Source organism: Neolewinella lacunae (assembly GCF_014349155.1).
Classification (GTDB): Bacteria; Bacteroidota; Bacteroidia; order Chitinophagales; family Saprospiraceae; genus Neolewinella; species Neolewinella lacunae.
The window spans coordinates 40,666-60,019 of the sequence record NZ_JACSIT010000139.1 but is presented as its reverse complement, the minus strand read 5'-3'; the positions used below and the strand labels follow the sequence as shown (position 1 = coordinate 60,019).

Here is a 19,354-nt window from a genome sequence, read left to right as displayed (position 1 = left end):
GTAGTAGTATGAAGCTTATTTCCAACCATTTTATGCGTGGTTGCCTTTTCGCGCTGTTTGTAGCGTTTACCGGCGTGCTGACGGCACAGACCACTGTAAACGGTACAGTAACTGACGCGGATAGTGGCGACCCCCTCATCGGGGCTAGTGTTCTCGTTACTGGAACCACCACGGGAACGGTAACTGATTTTGACGGCAAGTTTTCCATCAACCTGCCCGCCAACGCCGAATCCCTCACCATTTCTTACACGGGCTATTCAACCCAGGTTGTTGACATCAATGGCCAGACAACTTTCACCGTGTCACTCTCCTCTGGCGAGTTGCTGGACGAGGTAGTTGTTGTTGGCTACGGTTCGGTGAAGAAGTCTGATATCACCGGAGCGGTGGTTGCGCTTACGGAAGAGGATTTCAACGCCGGGGTGATCACCTCTCCCGAAGAACTCATCCAGGGCCGCGCGGCCGGTGTGCAGATTACGCAGACCAGCGGTGAGCCAGGAGCGGGCGTCAACTTCCGCATCCGTGGTACTTCTTCCGTGCGCGGTAACAACAACCCGCTTTTCGTGGTGGATGGTGTTCCGCTGTCCGGCGAAAACACTTCCGCCGACGGTTCCATCAGCGGTCTGGGTAACACCACCGCGCGTAACCCGCTCAACTTCCTTAACCCTAACGACATTGCCAGTATTGACGTACTCAAGGATGCCTCTGCAACGGCCATCTACGGTTCGCGGGGTGCCAACGGTGTTGTAATCATCACTACCAAGTCTGGTGCGGGTGAGCGTGGCTCATTGTCTTACAACTTCAGCGTAGGTTTTGCCGCAATTTCCCGTCGCTACGACTTGCTCAACGCCGATGAATTCCTTGACGCCTACACCGACTTCAACGGTGCTGCGGCTGCCGCCGTGCTGGATGGCGGTACCGAAACCGACTGGCAGGACGAAATTTTCCGCACGGGCATCACCACCAACCACAACCTCTCTTTTGGTGGCGGTAATACCGACGGCAACTACCGTTTCTCCGTATCTTACATGGACCAGGAGGGCATCGTGGAAGAGTCTGGCCTGCAGCGTCTTTCCGCTCGTTTCAACGGTACCAAGAAGTTCATCAACGACCGTCTGACCCTCGGTACGCAAGTAACGGTGTCTGACATCCACGACGACAACGTTCCCATCACGACCAACTCTGGTTTTGAAGGTGACCTGCTGGGCAACATCCTGAAAGCGAACCCGACGCAACCCGTTTTCCGCCCCGATGGTACCCTCAACCAATTGAGCAACACCGAGCCTAACCCGGTAGCGCTGCTGAACCTCTACGAAGGTTTCACCAATACCCTGCGCATGCTGGGCAACGTTTCTGCCGACCTCAAAATCGCCGAAGGCCTGAATTTCAAGACCGTCGTTGGTCTGGACCGTTCTTTCTCCAGCCGCGTTGATGCACAGTCCCGGGACTTGTTGGCCGGCACCGGGGTATTCGGTATCGGCCGTTTGAACCTGAACGATATCCAGGTGGAGAATGACCTGTGGGAAAACTACTTCACCTATACCAGGAAAGTGGGTTCAGTAGACTTCACCGGCCTTGTTGGCTATTCCTACCAGCGCTTCGAGCGTGCCGGAAAAGGAGCTGCTTACGCCGATTTCCGCACGTCTGACCTGGACATTATGATCAACAACCTGGCTTCTGCAAATCAGTCTTTGGGTAATGCAGGTGCTGTGGGTACGAACTCTTTCCGCACGGTAGACGAACTTCAGTCTTACTACACCCGGGTTAACTTCGGTATTTCCGATAAGTACCTCCTTACGGCTACCGTCCGTGCGGATGGTTCCACTCGCTTCGGTGGTGGAAACCGCTACGGTGTTTTCCCCTCGGCGGCTTTCAAATGGCGTATGATTGACGAGGGATTTGTGCCGGATGCATTCTCCGACCTCGGCCTGCGGGTAGGTTACGGTATCACGGGTAACCAGGAGTTGCCCCACAACCTCTACCAAACCCGCCAGCGTTACAGCGACTTTAACTTCAACAACGGTGTCGACAACATCGACGGTGGTAACCTGAGCACCATCGCCTTTGCCAACCCCGACCTGAAGTGGGAGTCTACCGCGCAGATCAACGCTGGTATTGACTTCGGTTTTGCCAACAACCGCATCTCCGGCTCTTTTGATTACTACCGCAAGAATACCAATGACCTCCTGATCCAGATCACCTCTGCTCAGCCGGCCGTTACGCCTTTCGTGTGGGACAACCTCGACGCTGACATCATCAACGAAGGGGTAGAACTTGCCCTTAACCTCGTCGCAGTAGACAAGGAAAACTTTGGCTGGGATATCTCTTTCAACGCCGGTTACAACAACAACGTAGTCAAAAACTTCAGCGGCTTGATCAATACCGGACAAATCAACGGTCAGGGTCTTACCGGTGCTTTTGCCCAGCGGATTGCCGAAGGACAGCCGCTTTACGCTTACTTCCTCCGGGAGTTCGGCGGTTACGATGCAGAAGGGGTATCCATCTATCCCAACGGTGACTTTCAGGAGTTCGTCGGTGCCAGCCCCCTGCCCACCCTTACCGGTGGCCTTACCAACATCTTCCGCCTGGGTAACCTCGACCTGAACATCTTCTTCTCCGGCCAGTTCGGTCACTCCATCTACAGCAATACGGCCAACGCCTTCTTCACCGCTGGCTCTCTGGCCAACGGCCGCAACGTAACCCGTGACGTAGTTGGAAACGGTGAAGGTCCCCTCAATGCCCCCGACGTATCCACCCGCTTCCTCGAGAAAGGTGACTTCGTACGCCTCCAGAACGTATCCCTCGGTTACACCGTACCCGTATCCGGCAACGTGTTCTCTAACCTGCGCTTCACCGTTTCTGGTCAGAACCTGTTCGTCATCACTGGCTACAGCGGCCAGGACCCCGAGGTCAGCATCAGCAAACCCATCAATGGTGTTCCTTCCATCGGGATCGACTACACGGCCTACCCACGGGCCCGTACCGTCACCATTGGTGTAAACGCATCATTTTAATTAACTTATGAAGTTAAACTGACAAATTGTTAATGCATTTGGGCGTATATTGGCCTGGAATTTCTGGGTATTCTTCCCAAGTGCATTAACATTTTTGTCCGTTTACTTTCCTAAATAAACAAGACATGAAGTCTAACTATCTTTCAAAAGGAATTATCGCCACGGTGGCTTTTTCCTTTTTTGCCTTCAATAGTTGTACCGACCTTCAGGTTGAAGAGATTGACTCGGTCGTCATTGAGTCTTCCGGCGGCGCGAGCGCAGGAGACCCTGCGCAGTTAATCGAAGCGGCGTACAACGACCTGAGCGTCTTCACCGACCAGGCCAATCTTTACAGCCTTTTCCAGCACCCTTCCGATGAGATGATCCCACCTACTCGTGGGGTAGACTGGGGAGACAACGGCGTATGGCGTACCCTGCACGCACACTCCTGGGACCCTACCCACGAGCAGGTGCTCAACGCCTGGAACGCCCTCAACCAGCGGATCTTCAAAACTGCAGAAATCCTGGCTTCCAACCCCAATGCGGAGCAAGCTGCCCAGGCCAACTTCCTGCAAGGGTTCTACATCTGGCACGTACTTGACCTCTACGGTCAGGTTCCTTTCCGTGAATTCGACGAAGGCGTGGACGTCCTTCCCCGCGTCCTTTCCCGTTCCGAAGCACTCAACCGTGCCATCGAGAGGGTAGAAGGTGCCATCAGCAACCTGCCCAGCGTGGGGCCCGGCGAGAACATCCGTGGCAGCAAAGCAGCCGCTTACGCCATCCTGACCCGGATGTACCTCAATAAAGCCGTTTACACGGCCGCCGACCCCGCTGGTCCCTACCAGCACGATCCCGCAGACCTCGACAAAGTGATTCAGTACGCGGATCTCCTCACGGCCGAAGGCTACGAGTTCGACGACGATTACTTCAGCATCTGGGAAGTTGGCACCGACAAAGAGCCCATCCTCGTCAGCAACCAAGGCTCCGGCCAGAACCGCTGGATGATGACGCTTCACTACAGCCAAAACCCCTCCGGCTGGAACGGCTTCACCACCATTTCTGATTTCTACGACCAGTGGGACCAGAACGACCCCCGCTTCGGCCGGGACGCGACGCCCGATGGAACGGCCTTCTCCGGCATTGGCGTCGGTATGCTCCAAGGACAGCAGTTTGATGACAACGGCAATATCATTATTGATACCCGCACGCAGATGCCCCTCCAGTTCACCGAAGAGGTGAAACTCGCCGGCGCACCAACTGCCCAGGGTATCCGCGTCATCAAGTACCACCCCGCCCGCGCTTCTAAATACATCATCCTCCGCTACGCCGAAGCGCAGCTGAACAAGGCCGAAGCGCAACTCCGCAAAGGAGACAGCGCCGGTGCCCTCGCCACCATCAACGCAATGCGTACCGCCCGCGGTGGTGCCACCTTGGGCTCCATTGACGAAGCAGCTATGCTGGCCGAGCGCAGCTTCGAAACCTACTGGGAAGGCCTCCGTCGCATCGACCAGGTACGTTTCGGAACCTTCACCGACAGCTGGACGGAAAAGACCAGTAGCGACCCCACCCGCGTACTCTTCCCGATCCCGCAACAGGCCCTGGACTCTAACCCCAACCTGCAGCAGAACCCTGGATACTAACCAGGAAATTGGAAGGGCCATTGCTATGAAATGACCCTGCCTGGCCGGAGAGAGCGAGTGGACCATCCGCTCGCTCTCTCCTTTTTACTACTTACCTATCTTTACTATGAAGTACCTTATTGGGGCGCTGACGCTGGTGCTGTGTTTGGCTTGTGGGAGCAAGGGAGGGCAGGAGAACTCCGTTGCAAATGGCCCACGCCTTTTTGACCTGATGCCCGCCGCCACCACCGGCCTGGCCTTCAAAAACGAGGTGGTCAATTCCTCCGATTTCAACATCTTCAACTACCGCAATTTTTACAACGGCGGCGGAGTAGCCATCGGCGACGTCAACAACGACGGCCTGGCCGACGTCTTCCTCACCGCCAACATGGGCCCCAATAAGCTCTACCTCAACCGGGGCAACTGGAAATTTGACGACGTCTCCACCACCGCAGGCATTGAACTGGCCGACAAATGGAGCACCGGCGTAGCAATGGTGGATCTCAATGCCGATGGCTGGCTCGACATCTACGTCTGCAACGCCGGCTTCCAAAAGGGCAGCGACCAGAAAAACAGCCTCTTCATCAATAACCAGGACGGCACCTTCCGCGAAGCTGCCACGGAATTTGGCCTGGCCGACGAAGGCTACACCACCCACGTCGCCTTCTTCGATTACGACCTGGACGGCGACCTGGATGCCTACATCCTCAACAACAGCTTCATCCCCGTTAACACCCTCAACTACAGCAACAACCGCGAACTGTACGCCCGCGACTGGAAAGTCCGCGACTTCCTTAAAGGGGGCGGCGACAAATTAATGCGCAACGACAATGGCAAATTCACCGACGTCAGCGAAGCTGCGGGCATCTACGGCAGCCTCATCGGTTTCGGGCTGGGCATCACCGTCGGCGACGTAAACGGCGATCTTTACCCCGACCTCTACGTCTCCAACGACTTCTTTGAGCGGGACTATCTCTACATCAACCAGCAAGACGGCACCTTCCGCGAAGAAGTAGAACAGCGCACCCGCCACCTCAGCCTGGCCTCCATGGGGGCGGATATGGCCGACCTTAACAACGACGGTGCGCCGGAGATCTTCGCCACCGAGATGTTGCCCGAAAGCGACTATCGCCGTAAAACCACGGTACAATTCGAAGACCTCAACGTCTTTGAACTCAAAAAACAACGCGGTTTCTACAACCAATACATGCACAACACCCTCCAGCTCAATACGGGCAACGGGGTATTCAGCGAAATCGCCCACTTCGCCGGCGTGGAGGCTACCGACTGGAGCTGGGGAGCACTCCTCTTCGACGCCGATAACGATGGCTTACGGGATATTTTCGTCTGCAACGGCATTTACCACAACCTGACCAACCAGGATTTTATCGACTTTTTCGCCAACGACGTCGTTCAGAAAATGGTACTGACCGGAGAGAAGGAATCCTTTGACAAAGTCCTGGCCCAGATGCCTTCCGAGCCCCTCGCCAATAAGTTTTTCCGGAACAACGGCGACCTCAGCTTCACCGACGTAACCCTCAGCTGGGGCGGCGATCTGCCCTCCTTCTCCAACGGTGCTGCCTACGGCGACCTCGACAACGACGGCGACCTGGACCTGGTTGTCAACAACGTCAATCAGGAAACCTTCCTGATGCAAAACCGCTCAGAAACGCTAGCCAACCAGCACCTCTCCGTTCTCCTGAAGGGCAGCGGAACAAACACCTTCGCCGTTGGTGCCCGCATTGACGTTTTCCAAGGAGAGGAAGTAAAGTCTGCTCAGGTTATGCCCACGCGTGGATTTCAGTCGAGCGTGGACTACAAAGCCATTTTCGGTCTGGGGCAAGGGCCAGGAGCAGATTCCCTCCGCGTGACCTGGCCAGATCGGACGGTCAGCACCCTGCTGCAACCTGCGGCCAATACCCTGCTTACCATCGACTATGCTTCCGCCACCCGCCGGGCTCCTGCGGATAAGTCGGCCCAGACGGAGTTGGCCGACCGCCCGTTTACGCCGGTAGACCTGGGACTTATTGCCCATCGGGAAGACGATTACCTGGACTTGCTCAACGAAGGCTTAGTCATCCGTTCCCTGACCAACGAAGGCCCCATTGCCGCCAGCGGAGACCTCAACGGCGATGGCCAAGACGATCTCTTTATCGGCGGTGCCCGCTACCAGGCCGCCCAATTGTACTTTCAGCAAGACGGCAAACTGGTCTTGCAGGAGCAATCCATTTTCCGGCAGCTATCGGAAACGGAAGACACGGGGATCGCCTTGTTTGACGCTGATGGCGACGGCGATCTGGATATTTTTGCCGGATCGGGCGGCAACTTTGATGGCGTCAATTCCCCCTTTCTGGGGGATAAGCTCTTGTTCAACGACGGGGCGGGCAACTTCAGCATGCGCAGCAATTCGCTGCCCCGTTACGCCTACAATACCTCCGTGGCCGTGCCGCTGGATTACGACGGTGACGGCGACCTCGACCTCTTCGTCGGGACCCGCGGCAAACCCCAGGACTACGCCGCCCAGACCGTCAGCTTCCTCTACGAAAACAACGGCACGGGATCGTTCCGCGACGTTACCCGGGAGCAAGCACCGGTTTTGGCATCCGTAGGGATGGTCACTGATGCGGTCTGGACATCGCTCGACAACGGGCCCGGCACCCGCGCCCGCGCCCTGGCCATTGTAAGTGAATGGGGAACGCCCCGCTTCTTTACTTTCAACGGCCAAAAACTGGAAGAAATGGAAACCAACCTGGCCAACTACGCCGGCTGGTGGTACGTCATTGAAGCTGCCGACGTGGACGGCGACGGCGACCAGGACTTCATCCTGGGCAACCGGGGCGAGAATTTTTACTTCAGCGCCGACGCCGAACACCCCGCTAAACTCTGGGTGGCGGACTTTGACAACAACGGACGCACCGAAAAAATCATGACGCAGCACCTGGACGGAAAAGATATGCCGCTGGCCATGCGCCGTAACCTGACCGCCGAACTGCCGGGCCTGAAAAAGACCATCCTCAAACACGAGGAATACGCCAAAAAATCGATACAGGATCTCTTTACGCACGAAGCGCTGGGAAAAGCCCGCGTGCTGGAGGCCAACTACTTCAAATCCGCCGTAGCCATCAATGAGGGCAACGGGCAATTTACCCTGCGCCCCTTGCCCAAGGAGGTTCAGCTCTCGTGCGTTTGTGACATCAGCTGTACGGACGTCAATGGCGACGGAGCGACTGACCTGATAATGGGCGGTAATTTTTCCGGTTTTCTCCCCCAATTTTCGCAGCTCGACGCGAGCTACGGCCACGTGTTACTCAACGACAACCAAGGCAATTTTGCCCTCCTGCCCAACCAGCGCAGCGGTTTTACCGTGGCCGGCGATATGAAGTCGCTGACCCGCATCAGCATCGGGGGGAGGGCCTATCTGGTGGCCACCGTAAACGACGCCCCCCCGCAGGTGTTTAGGTTGGAAAACGCGCCCGTTCAGTAAAAGGACGGTCTTCCGGGAAGATTTGCCGGCAAAAAAACATACCATGCAAGGAATGAATTCCTTTTTAAAAGCAGGACTATTACTATGGTTGGGCTTGGCTTTAGTGAATTGCGAACCGAAAAATGAGGCCCCAGCCAGCCAGCCTCCTTTTCAGTTGCTGCGACAGGCGGAGACTGGCCTGGATTTTCGGAATACCCTGACCCTTAGCCCGGAGTTCAACGTTTTCAATTACATGTATTTCTACAACGGTGGTGGCCTCGCCGCCGGGGATTTCAACCAGGATGGCCTGATCGATTTGTTCTTCACCAGCAACATGGGGGAGAACAAAATGTATCTCAACGAAGGCCAGTTGAAGTTTCGTCCGGTCGGCGCAGAAGCGGGCCTCGCGGGCCAAAGCGGCTGGACGACCGGAGCCTCCGTAGTCGATATCAACCAAGATGGTCTGCTGGACATCTACGTCTCGCAGGTAGGCAATTACCTCGTCCTGCAAGGCAGCAACCAGCTTTACGTCTGCCAAGGCATCGAAAACGGCACGCCGGTTTTCAAGGATATGGCCGCCGAATACGGGCTGGACCTGGTCGGTTTCGGTACCCAGGCCACTTTTTTTGATTACGACCTGGACGGCGATCTGGACCTTTTTCAACTCAACCACTCCCTGCACCAGAACGGCACCTTCGGCAAAAGGGCGGGCCTCAAAGACGCCCCCCACCCCTTGTCGGGAGACCGGCTGCTGCGCAACGACGGCGGGCGTTTTACCGACATCACCGCCAGCGCGGGCATCATCAGCTCCGTCGTTGGCTACGGGCTGGGCGTCGCGGCAGGCGACATAAACGGCGATGGCTGGCCCGATCTCTACATCGGCAACGACTTTCACGAAAACGACTATCTCTATCTCAACAACCAGGACGGCACCTTCCGGGAAGTGCTCACCGAGCAAATCCAGCACACCAGCCGCTTTTCCATGGGCGTGGATATTGCCGACCTCAACAACGACGGCAACGCGGAAATCCTTTCCCTCGATATGTTGCCCGAAGACCCGGTCATCCTGAAAAGCTCGTTGGGCGAAGACGGTTTTGACGTCTTTAAATTCAAGCTCGGTTTCGGGTACAACCCCCAGTTTTCGCGCAATACCCTGCAACTGAACAACGGTGACGGTTCCTTCAGTGAGATCGGGGCCTTTGCGGGTATTCACGCTACGGACTGGTCTTGGGCCCCGCTTTTCTTCGATATGGACCACGACGGGCTGAAGGATTTGTTCGTCAGCAACGGCATTCCCCGGCGGATGAACGACATCGATTACATCAACTTCAAGACCAACGATGACCTCAAATTCAAGGAAAGCTTCAATGACATCAATAAGGATGATCTTTCCTACGTGGATAAAATGCCAGAGGTCAAAATAAAGAACAAGTTTTACCGCAACCAGGCCAATCTGCGCTTTGAAGACCTCAGCGAGGTGGTACGCAACGGCGCAGTATCCTACTCCAGCAGCGCCATAGTGGCCGACCTGGACAACGACGGGGATCTGGACGTGGTGACCAACAACATTGACGACGAGCCCTTCGTGTACGAGAACCTCATCAATGGCCAGCCCGGGCGGGGGCATTATTTACAATTGGACTTGCGCGGACCCACTGGCAACCGCAATGCCATCGGGGCTTCTGCCATCGTTTATGCCGCTGGTAGTCGTAAGATTTATGAAAATTACCCCGTGCGCGGCTACCAATCCAGCAGCGCCGGCCCCCTGCACCTTGGCCTGGGGGGGGTAGAAGACATTGACTCCATTCTTGTCGTCTGGCCCGACCGCACTTACACCCGTATGCCGACGGTGCAATACGACACCCTGCTGACGGTTGCCTGGGAGGCGGGCTTGCCTGCCTACGACTTTTCGCGGCGTACCGTGGCCAGTCCTGCTGAACTGGCGCTGGAGGACATTACGCAGGAAACTGGTATTGACTTTTTCCACGAGGAAAATCCCTTCGTCGACTTTACGCGCGAGCCCCTCATTCCCCACATGGTCTCCACCGAAGGGCCAGCCCTGGCGGTGGGCGATGTGAATGGCGATGGGTTAGACGACTTCTTCGTGGGGTCTTCCAAACGCTTTCACAGCGCCCTGTACCTCCAACGGCCCGACGGGTCCTTTCAGCAAAGCGATGCTCGGGCAATTTACCAGGACAGCATTTTTGAAGACGTTGATGCTGCCTTTTTTGACCTGGAAAATGACGGCGATCTCGATCTGGTGGTCGCCGCCGGCGGCAACGAGTACTTTGCCAACCAGGAGCCCCGCGGCCAGCGCGTCTACGTGAACAACGGCCAAGGCGAATTTACCCGGCAGGCTGTTTTCCCCGACCTCTTCATGACCGCCTCCCGGGTGTTGCCCGCCGACGTCAATGGTGATGGGCTTACGGACCTCTTCTTTGCCGGCCGCGTCGTTCCCCGGTTCTACGGAGAAATCCCGGCCTCCTACCTCTTCATCAACCTGGGCAACGGACAATTCGAGGACCGCACTGCCGACTGGTCCCCAGAACTACCCGCAGCAGGCATGGTGAAAGACGGGCAGTGGGTGGATCTGGACCAGGACGGAGACCAGGACCTCCTCCTGGCCGTAGACTGGGAGCCCATTTTGCTGTTTCAAAACGAGGGCGACCGCTTCGTCCGGCGGGAACTCACTACCGTAGCCGGCTGGTGGAATACGGTAGAGGCGGCCGACTTTGACGGTGACGGCGACCTGGATATCCTGGCGGGTAACCTGGGCGCGAACAACAAATTCAAACCCACCCCCCAAACTCCGCTTTCCCTCTACCTCAACGATTTTGATGGCGATGAGAAACTCGACCAGGTGCTGACCTATTACGTGAAAGGGGTGGAAATCCCTTTCGCCAGCCACTCCGAATTGATGAAGCAGTTTCCGTCCATGAAGAAGCGCTACCTCTTTGCCCAGGACATGGCCAAATCCAGCATGGACGAAATTTTTGGGAAGGACAAACTGACGAAGGCCAAAAAAATTCAGGTCACCCAGTTGGAAAGCGCCTACCTGGCCAACGACGGCAACGGCAATTTCTCCACCGAACTGCTCCCCGATCCCCTCCAGTATTCCACCCTCGGCGCGGCCGCCCGGATGCCAGCCATGGAAAATGGCGGCAGCACCTGGCTGGTGGGTGGTAATTTCAAGGGGTCCAACATCGAAATGGGCTGGTACGACGCCAGCACGGTACAGGCCCTGACGGTGAGCCCGGAGGGAGTCCTCGGGACCCAGCGCCTGGGGAATTTGCGCATTGATGGCGAGGTCCGCGCCATTCGTCCCATTACCGTTGGCGGCCGCCCGGCCTTTCTCGTGGCTAGAAATAATGCTGCGTTGAAATTACTGCGGGTGCCACAGTAAAGTACCTGTGCTGGGACTTCCGTTGCTCATGGTCCCTGTAGCTGCACCTGCGGCCGCGCCAAATGGCTGCTCGCCAGCAGCAAAAAGAGGGGAGGTTGGGAAAATCAAAAAGGAGCCGGGGAAAACCCCAACTCCTTTTCATTTTGGTAGCGCGAGGGTGACTCGAACACCCGACCTTGCGATTATGAATCGCACGCTCTAACCGGCTGAGCTACCGCGCCAAAGGCGCCCAACCCAGGTGGCCCTGGGCTTAAGCGGGTGCAAAGATAAGCGCTCCGTTTATTATGAGCAACAGTGGAAAGGAAAATTAGTGGGAAGGTGTGGCAGCACCCCGGCTTTAGAGCATCTTCCGCCACGCACCGGGTTTCAGCCAAAGACCGTAGGCCAGCGCCGTGAAGAAGGTGAACATGGCGTACACCAGGGCGGGTTTGAGCATTTGCTCGTTTTGCAGCAAGGTAGAGGTGATCAGAAAAGTCAGGCTCGTATTCTGGATACCAACCTCCACGCCCAGCGTGATCTGGGCATTGCGCCCGAAGCCAAAAAGCCTGCCAAAAACGTGGCCGGAGAACAAGGCCAGGACATTAACGAGCAAGGAGGCGGGCAGGATGATGCCAATTTCTGCCAGCGTCAGGTTGCTGCCCCCGGCGCTGCTGGGCGCAAACAATTTGAGACCGAACAGGATGCCCAGCAGTACGACGCTGACCCAACGAAGCTGCCGCTGCAAAACCTCCGCCCGCTCCTCCCACCGTGCCCGGAAGACCATGCCCAGAAGGACGGGAATCAGCACCACCACAAAAATCCGCGCCGCCGTAGGGAGCACCGGGAGGTGGGCCAGGCCCTCGCCCGTCCAAAACACATCCAGCCCCAAATTCACAATGAGCGGGATGGTGAGCATGGACAAAAAAGTGTTGCAAATCGTCAGGCTGACCGCCAGCGTAGTATTCGCCTTCAGGAGATAGCTGATGAAGTTACTCGTTAGGCCACCCGGGCAAGCCGAAAGAATCACGAGGCCCGTGGCAAAGGCTGGAGGAAGGTCCAGCAACAGCGCCACCCCAAAGGCCAAAGCTGGTAAGTACAATAGTTGCAGGAGTAACCCAAGTACCAACACTAGTGGCGATGTAAACAATCTTCTGAAAGATAAAGCTTTGAGACTCAATCCAATACTGAACATGACAACGGCGAGCACCAGGGCGATTAGCAGATCGAGCATAAATTTTTTTTACAAATCTTTGGCAGGTTCGAGTATTGTACTTAACTTCGCAATCAAGTTGGAGAGACTACGTATCACCAACTTAAGAACGATGGGTGCCTGCTCAGGCTACTCATAAATTTCTGGGTGTTGGTTTGCCCCAACATTCTGAAGATGTTAATAGGGTTTTAGGTGTTTATTTCTGGACCGGCTGTGCTTTGCACAACCGGTCTTTTTATTTTTATTATTTCCATCTTTTTTCTCATTGTGAGGCTGTTTTTTGGGTCGTTAGCTATTGATAATCAGGTGGTTAATATGCCAGAAAATGGAATTTTGGCGGTATCGGTAAATAATCCCGGATTTCGGCCGTGATTTTTGGCATTTTCCCGCTGGTATGGCCCGGTAGCCGGGCGTTGGGCTGGCACCTGCTTACTCCGTTCCCTGGGCTACGGCGGCTTCCAGTTCTTCGTACCAGGCGGTGCCGTATTTGCGTTCCAGCGCGGGCCGGGCGAACTCAAACACGCGGATTTTCTCCTGGGCTCCCCGGGTGCAGGCGGCCGAGCAGATGTCCCAACGGTCATAGTTGAGGGCTTCAAAACGCACCTCCGGCCGCGACTTCACCCGGATGGGGTAGAGGTGGCAACTGATGGGCTTCTTCCAGTCGGTAAGCCCCGCCTGGTGGGCCTGCTCGATGCCGCACTGGGCAATGCCGAGCGCGTTTTTGGTGAGGTAGGCACAGGCGCCGTTGGCGAGCAGGGGCGTATCGTGTCCACCCGTTTCCGGGGATTTGGTATAGCGCCCCTGTGCTGCGATGGCGGCGCGGCCTTCGGGGCTGAGCAAAGGCGCGATGCGGGGGTAGATGTCGTCGAGGATGGGCAGTTCTTCCGCTTCGAGGGGCGCACCAAAATCGCCTTCCCAGCAGCAGGCACCCTTGCAGGCGCTCAGGTTGCAGGCAAATTGTTCTTCGACGACGTCGGTACTAACCAGCACGGATCCAATCAGGTACATAGGTAATGGTATGAAGGCGGCAACGGCCCTGGCGGGGATTTCCTTCCGGGAGCGCTGAAATTGGGGAGGGGTAAAATGCTTAACGCAAGAGGGTGGGGCATGGTTATGCGCTGCGGACTTCAGTGGCCGGAATCCAGCGGATCCCAGCTGGCCAGCAGGGCTTCGGCGGTGCTCAGCGCGCGCAGCCCCAGGAGGTCTTTAACCTGGTGGCGGCAGCTGGTGCCGTTGGCGACGAGCTTGGTGTGGGCAGGCAAAGTACGGAGATGCCGCAGCAGGGAGTCTTCGGCGATGCGCGTGCTCAGGTCATAGTGCTCCGCTTCGTAGCCGAAGGAGCCTGCCATCCCGCAGCAGCCACTGTCCAGAAGGGTAACGGAAAAATTGGCGGGCAGCGCGAGCGTTGCGGCGCACTGGGCGGCTTCGCCCAGGGCTTTTTCGTGGCAGTGCACGTGCAAGACCAGTCGGGCGGGGTGGGGCCCAAAGCTGGCGGGGCTGAGCCGTCCTTCGGTAAATTCCCGGAAGAGAAACTCATCGAGGGTATAAACGTGCCGGGCCAGGGCGCGGGCGGTTTCGGCTTCCTGGCCACGGAGCAGCTTGGGGTATTCATCGCGGAAGCCCAGCAGTGCAGAGGGTTCGAGGCCCACCAGGGGGGTGCTGGCCGAGACGAGGGGGGCGAAGGTGGCTACGTTGCGGCTGGCGCGGCGGCGGGCGGCGTTGAGGAGGCCTTTGCTCAGTTGGGCGCGGCCGCTGCTGGCGTGGGCGGGCCACACCACCTGGTAGCCCAGCCGGCGCAGCAGAGTGATGGCGGCGCGGCCGGTGTGCGGATCCTGGAGGTCGGTGAATTCGTCGCCGAAGAGGTAAACCGTGGGCCCGGTGGCAGGTGCAGGGGTGCGTTGCCACCAGGTGCGCAGCCGCTCGGCCGGGAAGACGGGCAAACTGCGCTCCGGGGCGATGCCCGCCAGGCGTTTGAGGACGGGGGCAGTGGTGCGGAGCAGGAAATTGGCCAGCTTTGGCAGACAGCTCCCCAGGGCGTACAGGTGTTCGTTGGCGGCAAACAGGCGCGTCCGCAGGCTCACCCGCCCCCGCTGGTAGAGGTACTCGGCGCGCAGGTTGGTCATGTCCACCGAGCTGGGGCATTCGCTGGTGCAGGCCTTGCAGGCCAGGCAGAGGTCGAGGGCCTCGGCCAGGGCGGGGTGGCCGAAGGGTTCGGCGTGTTGGTGCTGCGTGAGTACCTCGCGCAGGGTATTGGCGCGGCCGCGGGTGCTGTGTTGTTCTGAAAGCAAGGCGCGGTAACTCGGGCACATGGCCCCCCCTTCCAGTTTGCGGCAATCTCCGGAGCCATTGCATTTTTCTACCGCGGCCAGGAGGCCTCCTTCGCGGCTGAAGTCCAGCGCCGTCCGGTACTCCGGCGTGGGCTGGTCTGCGGCGTAGCGGAGGCCTTCGTTCATCGGGGGGGCTTCGACGATCTTGCCGGGGTTGAAGAGGTTTTGGGGGTCGAAAGCCCGTTTGAGGCCTACCAGGAGTTGGTAGACTTCGGGGCCCAGCAAGTCGGGCAGAAACGGTGCCCGCACCCGGCCGTCGCCGTGCTCACCGCTGAAGCTGCCCCGGTAGCGCTTGACGAGGGCGGCCACGTCTTTGGTGATGTGGTAAAAGTCGGTGCGGCCCTGGGTGGTTTTGAGGTCCAGGACGGGCCGCAGGTGAATCTCCCCGGCTCCCGCGTGGGCGTAGTACACGGGGTGTTGGCCGTAGAAGTCCATGAGTTTGGTAACGTCGGCGATGTAGTCGGCCAGGTCCGGCAGGGCTACGGCGCTGTCTTCAATGCAGGCTACGGCTTTGGCGTCGCCGACCATATTGCCGAGGATGCCCAGGCCGGCGGCGCGGAGGGCCCAGACCTGGTTGGCGGCGGGGCTGCCGGCGAGGACGGGCTGGGCGTAGGGGGCCTCGCCGGCCAGCTGGCTGGTGGCCGCCAGGGCAAGGGCGGCGGCGGCAGCGTCGGTCTCCGCCCGAAACTCCACCAGCAACAGGGCGCGGGGTATGCCGACGACGAAGCGGGCGTTTTTGCGTTGTTCGGGGTTTTCGAGGGCCAGGCGGAGGATGGTGTCGTCCATCAACTCACAGCTGAAGGGCCGGTGTAGCATCACGGCCTGGGTGGCGCGGAGGGCGGCGTCGATGGAATTGAAGTGAAGGGCTACCACGGCCGTACCCGCGGGGGGCAGGGGCAGGATGCGCAGCGTCAGGCGGGTGGTGAAGGCCAGGGTTCCTTCCGATCCGGCCAGGAGGGTGCAGAGGTTGAAGTCGGGCCCCGCCGGGTCGAAGGGCTTTTGCCGGGCGATGAGGTCGAGGGCGTAACCCGTATTGCGACGCTGAATAGCGGGGTTGGGAAAAGCTTCGGCGATGGCGCGGCGGGTGGCAGGGTTGGTCAGGGTTTGGGCAAGGTAGCGGTGGGCACGGGCGAGGGCTCCGGTGGCCGTTCCTTGCTCCAGGTCCTTTGCCTGCACCTGCGGCCGCGCCCCGATGTCGTGTACCTCCCCATCGGAAAGCACCACGCGGGCGGCCAGCGTATGATCGCGCGTGCTGCCTACGGTGATGCTCGTGCTGCCGCAGCTGTTGTTGCCGAACATGCCGCCCAGGGTGCAGCGGTTGGCGGTACTGGTGTTGGGCCCGAACCAATAGCCGAGGGGGCGGAGGGCGGCGTTGAGTTGGTCGCGGACGACGCCGGGTTCAACCACCGCGTAGCCCTCAGCGGTGTTGATTTCGAGGATCTGGCGGAGGTGTCGGCTGACGTCGACCACCAGTCCGCCGCCGACGGCCTGTCCGGCCAGGCTGGTGCCCCCGGCCCGGGGGGTGATGGAGATGCCGTGCTGGGCAGCGAAGCGGACGCAGGTCACAATATCCGCTTCGTGGCGGGGGAAAGCCACGGCCAGTGGCAACTCCCGGTACACACTTGCGTCGGTTGCGTAGAGCATCCGGTGGGCTTCATCGAAGTGCAGTTCGCCCGTCAGGGCAGCGGATAAATCAGACCAGGGGGGAGAGGAAACAAGCATCCTCGCAAAAATAATACGGGAAAACGGGCCGTTTGCTGGTTTCCCTACCGGAGCCCCGTATCTTTGCCATGTCTTATGGCTGATTCGGTGATCCTACGTTCTATAGTAGTGAGACTTCCGGTTGGTCGCGTTGCTAAATTATCCCGATTTGCGCCTATCTGCTTGCTGCTTTGTTTTTTTTCTAGCTTTTTCCCTCGCCGCCCAGCCGGGAGGAGAATACAATGCCATAGCCAACCGACTGGCCGAATACGGCCGCCAAACAATGGCCTGGAACGTAGAAGGCTTGCTGGATTTGACGGACCCCCAGCTGTTTGAAATCGTCCCCCGCGAAGTGTTGGTCCACCAGTTCAACAACCTGCAATCGGACGAAAACATCACCATCAAGGTTACCGACTTTACCGTTGACCGCATTGGGGAAATCGTCAGCAGCCGGGGGGTGGATTACGCACCGGTCGATTTTCACCACGGCATCTCTTTTCACCTCGTTTCCGCAAAGTACTGCGAACCAGACAACCTCCAGCGGGTGGTGCGGATGCTGGAAAAGAATTACGGCAAGGTGACGGTGGACCGGACCAGGAACATTCTGAAGGTAACCACCCGCAAATCCATGTTTGCCATCCGGAGGAAGGAAAACGCGCCTTGGTATTTTGTAGAATACCGGCCGGAGAATGCGTCGATGATTGATTTGCTGGTGCCGGCGGCGGTGCGGGAGATGTCGAATTGAGGGGGTTAGTATTATCGTGGCTTTCGTCCGACCTTTCAGGCGGGGAAGGTATTGTCGCGGCTTTAGCCCGACTATACAGGTCTGGCTAAAGCCGCGACAATACCTGGGGGTCAGGCTGAAGCTGCGGCAGTACCCATCACTACCTTTGGTGTATATTGCAAAAAAAGCCTCCGTCAAAATGCCTTCTAACGCCGCGCTGATCCACCAATTTTACACTGCCTTTGCTGCGGGTGATGCCGCCGGGATGCTGGCTTGCTACGCGGATAATGTCGTTTTCGAAGACCCTGCGTTTGGGATGTTGCGCGGCGAGCGGGCCAAAAATATGTGGAGGATGCTGCTTTCCCGGGGGGGCAGTGAGTTGCGGGTGAGCTACGGAGAGGTGGCGACAACGGGCGACCGGGGCAGTGCCAGCTGGCGGGCAGAATATTTCTACGGGCCCAAGCGACGCAAAGTGGTCAATGAAATTCACGCCTCCTTCGTGTTTCAAGACGGCAAAATCATCCGCCACACCGATGTGTTTGATCTTTGGAAGTGGTCGCGGCAGGCACTAGGGCTGCCGGGGTGGTTGGTGGGTTGGTCGCCCATGCTGCGGCGAAAAATCCGGGCTTCTACCGGGCGCTTATTGGATGGTTTTGCCGGAGGGGAGTAGTGCCGGGAGGATTCCCGTAAGTCATCTGACCCTAACGCTGCCCAAACCCGATGTCGAGCCCCAACTGGTTGATGCCGCCGCCGAGGTGGTAGGTGCTGCGTCCGTAGGCCAGGGAAAAGCGTTTGGTGCGGAAGGCGAAGCCGAAGGAGTAGCCCGCGCCGCTGCGAAAATCCACCAGGCGAAGTTCTCGGCGCAGGCCGTGGTTGTAGCCAAAGCGGAGGCGAAAGTTGCGGGCCTTGCCGATGAGGAGTTCGCCGTTGAAGACGAAGTGGCGGGCGAGGTTATCCAGAAATACGGCACCGGCGCCGCGTTCGGCCAGCTGATCATCGGGGCCCAGCGTGAGGGAGGTGTTTTCGGCGTCGGGGTCATCGTAGAGGATGTTCCAGCGGTCGAGGTAGCGGTAGATAAGGGAAAATCGGAAGGGGAGGTAGCGCAGTTCGCGGTTGATGCCGAGTTGGAGTTCGAAGGGTAGGGGTTCGCGGCCGCTGAGTTCGTCGTAGGTGGAAAGCTGGCGGCCGGCGTTGCGGGCCAGCAGGCTGATGCCGAAGCGGCCGGAGGTATCCTGGTAGTGAACGGCAAGGTCAGTGGCCAGCCCGATGCTTCCGTAGCCCGCGAGCTGGGAGGATACGACCTTGAGGTTGGCCCCGAGCGAAAGCCGATCTTCAATCTGGTGGCCAGCGCCGATGGTCAGGGCATAGTCGGAAGCCGAGAAGCTTCCTTGCACGGTCCCTGTGTTGTCGCGCCGCACCAGGTCCCCCCCGTAGTCCACGTATTGCAGGCCGACTTGAAAGGTTGTTTTGATGGACTCGCGGTAGTGCCCGTAGGCCAGGGAGCTGTTGCTGATGCCCGCCGGGTGAAAGGCGTGGCTGAGGGCCGCCCTGCGGTCCATGCGGTGATTGAGCAGACTGGGGTTGCGCAGGGCCAGGCTCAGGTCATCGTCCATCAAGGCAATGTGGTGCCCCCCCATGGCCGCGATGGTAGCGGAGTTGGGCAGGTTGAGGAACTCGTAGGCAGAAATGCCACCCACCTGGGCGGTAAGGGGGGCGGTGAGGCAGAGCCAAAGGAAGAACGACAGAATCCGCATGGGTAAGTTTGGTAGAGGTCGGAAGGTAAGGGCCGGAAAGATAGGCCCCCAGGGTTGGGGACAGGGCTTTTCTCTGCTACCAAGATAGGGCTGCGGGGGGGAATGTGGCGCTGGGAAGAGGATTTAACAGATGGGGAGGGCTTTTTTTTGGGGGCTTGGGTCGGGCAAGGTATTGTCGCGGCTT

Annotated in this window: 10 protein-coding genes and 1 tRNA gene; 6 read left to right on the top strand and 5 right to left on the bottom strand. The window is 58.3% G+C overall.

What is annotated here, in order from left to right; translation table 11 throughout:
- The first annotated feature begins 8 nt into the window (after nt 1–8).
- From H9S92_RS15530 to H9S92_RS15515, 4 genes are all read left to right on the top strand, one after another.
- On the top strand, nt 9–3,011 hold the full coding sequence (locus H9S92_RS15530) for a SusC/RagA family TonB-linked outer membrane protein (protein WP_222936134.1): 3,003 nt from the start codon (nt 9–11) through the stop codon (nt 3,009–3,011).
- Nucleotides 3,012–3,136: 125 nt separating this feature from the next.
- Complete coding sequence (locus H9S92_RS15525; RefSeq protein ID WP_187467609.1) at nt 3,137–4,630, top strand: RagB/SusD family nutrient uptake outer membrane protein; 1,494 nt, start codon at nt 3,137–3,139, stop codon at nt 4,628–4,630.
- Between the two features lie 106 nt (nt 4,631–4,736).
- Nucleotides 4,737–8,093: a VCBS repeat-containing protein gene (locus H9S92_RS15520; protein ID WP_187467608.1), complete on the top strand. Its 3,357-nt coding sequence runs from the start codon at nt 4,737–4,739 to the stop codon at nt 8,091–8,093.
- 103 nt (nt 8,094–8,196) lie between these two features.
- On the top strand, nt 8,197–11,475 hold the full coding sequence (locus H9S92_RS15515; protein ID WP_290283558.1) for a VCBS repeat-containing protein: 3,279 nt from the start codon (nt 8,197–8,199) through the stop codon (nt 11,473–11,475).
- A 144-nt stretch (nt 11,476–11,619) separates the two neighbouring features.
- On the opposite strand, the gene H9S92_RS15510 is transcribed toward H9S92_RS15515, so the two are convergent.
- The 4 genes from H9S92_RS15510 to H9S92_RS15495 form a co-directional block, all read right to left on the bottom strand.
- A tRNA-Met gene (locus tag H9S92_RS15510) sits at nt 11,620–11,696 on the bottom strand.
- Nucleotides 11,697–11,812: 116 nt separating this feature from the next.
- Complete coding sequence (locus H9S92_RS15505) at nt 11,813–12,685, bottom strand: bile acid:sodium symporter family protein (RefSeq protein WP_187467606.1); 873 nt, start codon at nt 12,683–12,685, stop codon at nt 11,813–11,815.
- 408 nt (nt 12,686–13,093) lie between these two features.
- Nucleotides 13,094–13,672 carry a DUF3109 family protein gene (locus tag H9S92_RS15500; RefSeq protein ID WP_187467605.1) on the bottom strand — a complete coding sequence of 193 codons (579 nt, stop codon included), beginning with the start codon at nt 13,670–13,672 and terminating at the stop codon, nt 13,094–13,096.
- Between the two features lie 119 nt (nt 13,673–13,791).
- Nucleotides 13,792–16,713 carry an FAD-binding and (Fe-S)-binding domain-containing protein gene (locus H9S92_RS15495; protein ID WP_187467604.1) on the bottom strand — a complete coding sequence of 974 codons (2,922 nt, stop codon included), beginning with the start codon at nt 16,711–16,713 and terminating at the stop codon, nt 13,792–13,794.
- Nucleotides 16,714–16,861: 148 nt separating this feature from the next.
- Here H9S92_RS15495 and H9S92_RS15490 point away from each other — a divergent pair, with 148 nt between their 5' ends.
- Nucleotides 16,862–17,437, top strand: a complete 576-nt coding sequence (locus tag H9S92_RS15490; RefSeq protein WP_187467603.1) for a hypothetical protein — start codon at nt 16,862–16,864, stop codon at nt 17,435–17,437.
- Nucleotides 17,438–17,615: 178 nt separating this feature from the next.
- The gene (locus tag H9S92_RS15485) at nt 17,616–18,086 is read left to right on the top strand and encodes a nuclear transport factor 2 family protein (protein ID WP_187467602.1); all 471 of its coding nucleotides are present in this window, start codon (nt 17,616–17,618) and stop codon (nt 18,084–18,086) included.
- Between the two features lie 31 nt (nt 18,087–18,117).
- On the opposite strand, the gene porQ is transcribed toward H9S92_RS15485, so the two are convergent.
- Complete coding sequence (gene porQ, locus H9S92_RS15480) at nt 18,118–19,170, bottom strand: type IX secretion system protein PorQ (protein WP_187467601.1); 1,053 nt, start codon at nt 19,168–19,170, stop codon at nt 18,118–18,120.
- Nucleotides 19,171–19,354 lie beyond the last annotated feature (184 nt).

What these genes read in the sequence shown, in the direction of transcription:
- H9S92_RS15485 (WP_187467602.1), top strand. Translation starts at nt 17,616, where the DNA reads ATGCCTTCTAACGCCGCGCTGATCCACCAATTTTACACTGCCTTTGCT.
- H9S92_RS15525 (WP_187467609.1), top strand. Translation starts at nt 3,137, where the DNA reads ATGAAGTCTAACTATCTTTCAAAAGGAATTATCGCCACGGTGGCTTTT.
- porQ (WP_187467601.1), bottom strand. Translation starts at nt 19,170, where the DNA reads ATGCGGATTCTGTCGTTCTTCCTTTGGCTCTGCCTCACCGCCCCCCTT.
- H9S92_RS15500 (WP_187467605.1), bottom strand. Translation starts at nt 13,672, where the DNA reads ATGTACCTGATTGGATCCGTGCTGGTTAGTACCGACGTCGTCGAAGAA.
- H9S92_RS15530 (WP_222936134.1), top strand. Translation starts at nt 9, where the DNA reads ATGAAGCTTATTTCCAACCATTTTATGCGTGGTTGCCTTTTCGCGCTG.
- H9S92_RS15505 (WP_187467606.1), bottom strand. Translation starts at nt 12,685, where the DNA reads ATGCTCGATCTGCTAATCGCCCTGGTGCTCGCCGTTGTCATGTTCAGT.
- H9S92_RS15495 (WP_187467604.1), bottom strand. Translation starts at nt 16,713, where the DNA reads ATGCTTGTTTCCTCTCCCCCCTGGTCTGATTTATCCGCTGCCCTGACG.
- H9S92_RS15520 (WP_187467608.1), top strand. Translation starts at nt 4,737, where the DNA reads ATGAAGTACCTTATTGGGGCGCTGACGCTGGTGCTGTGTTTGGCTTGT.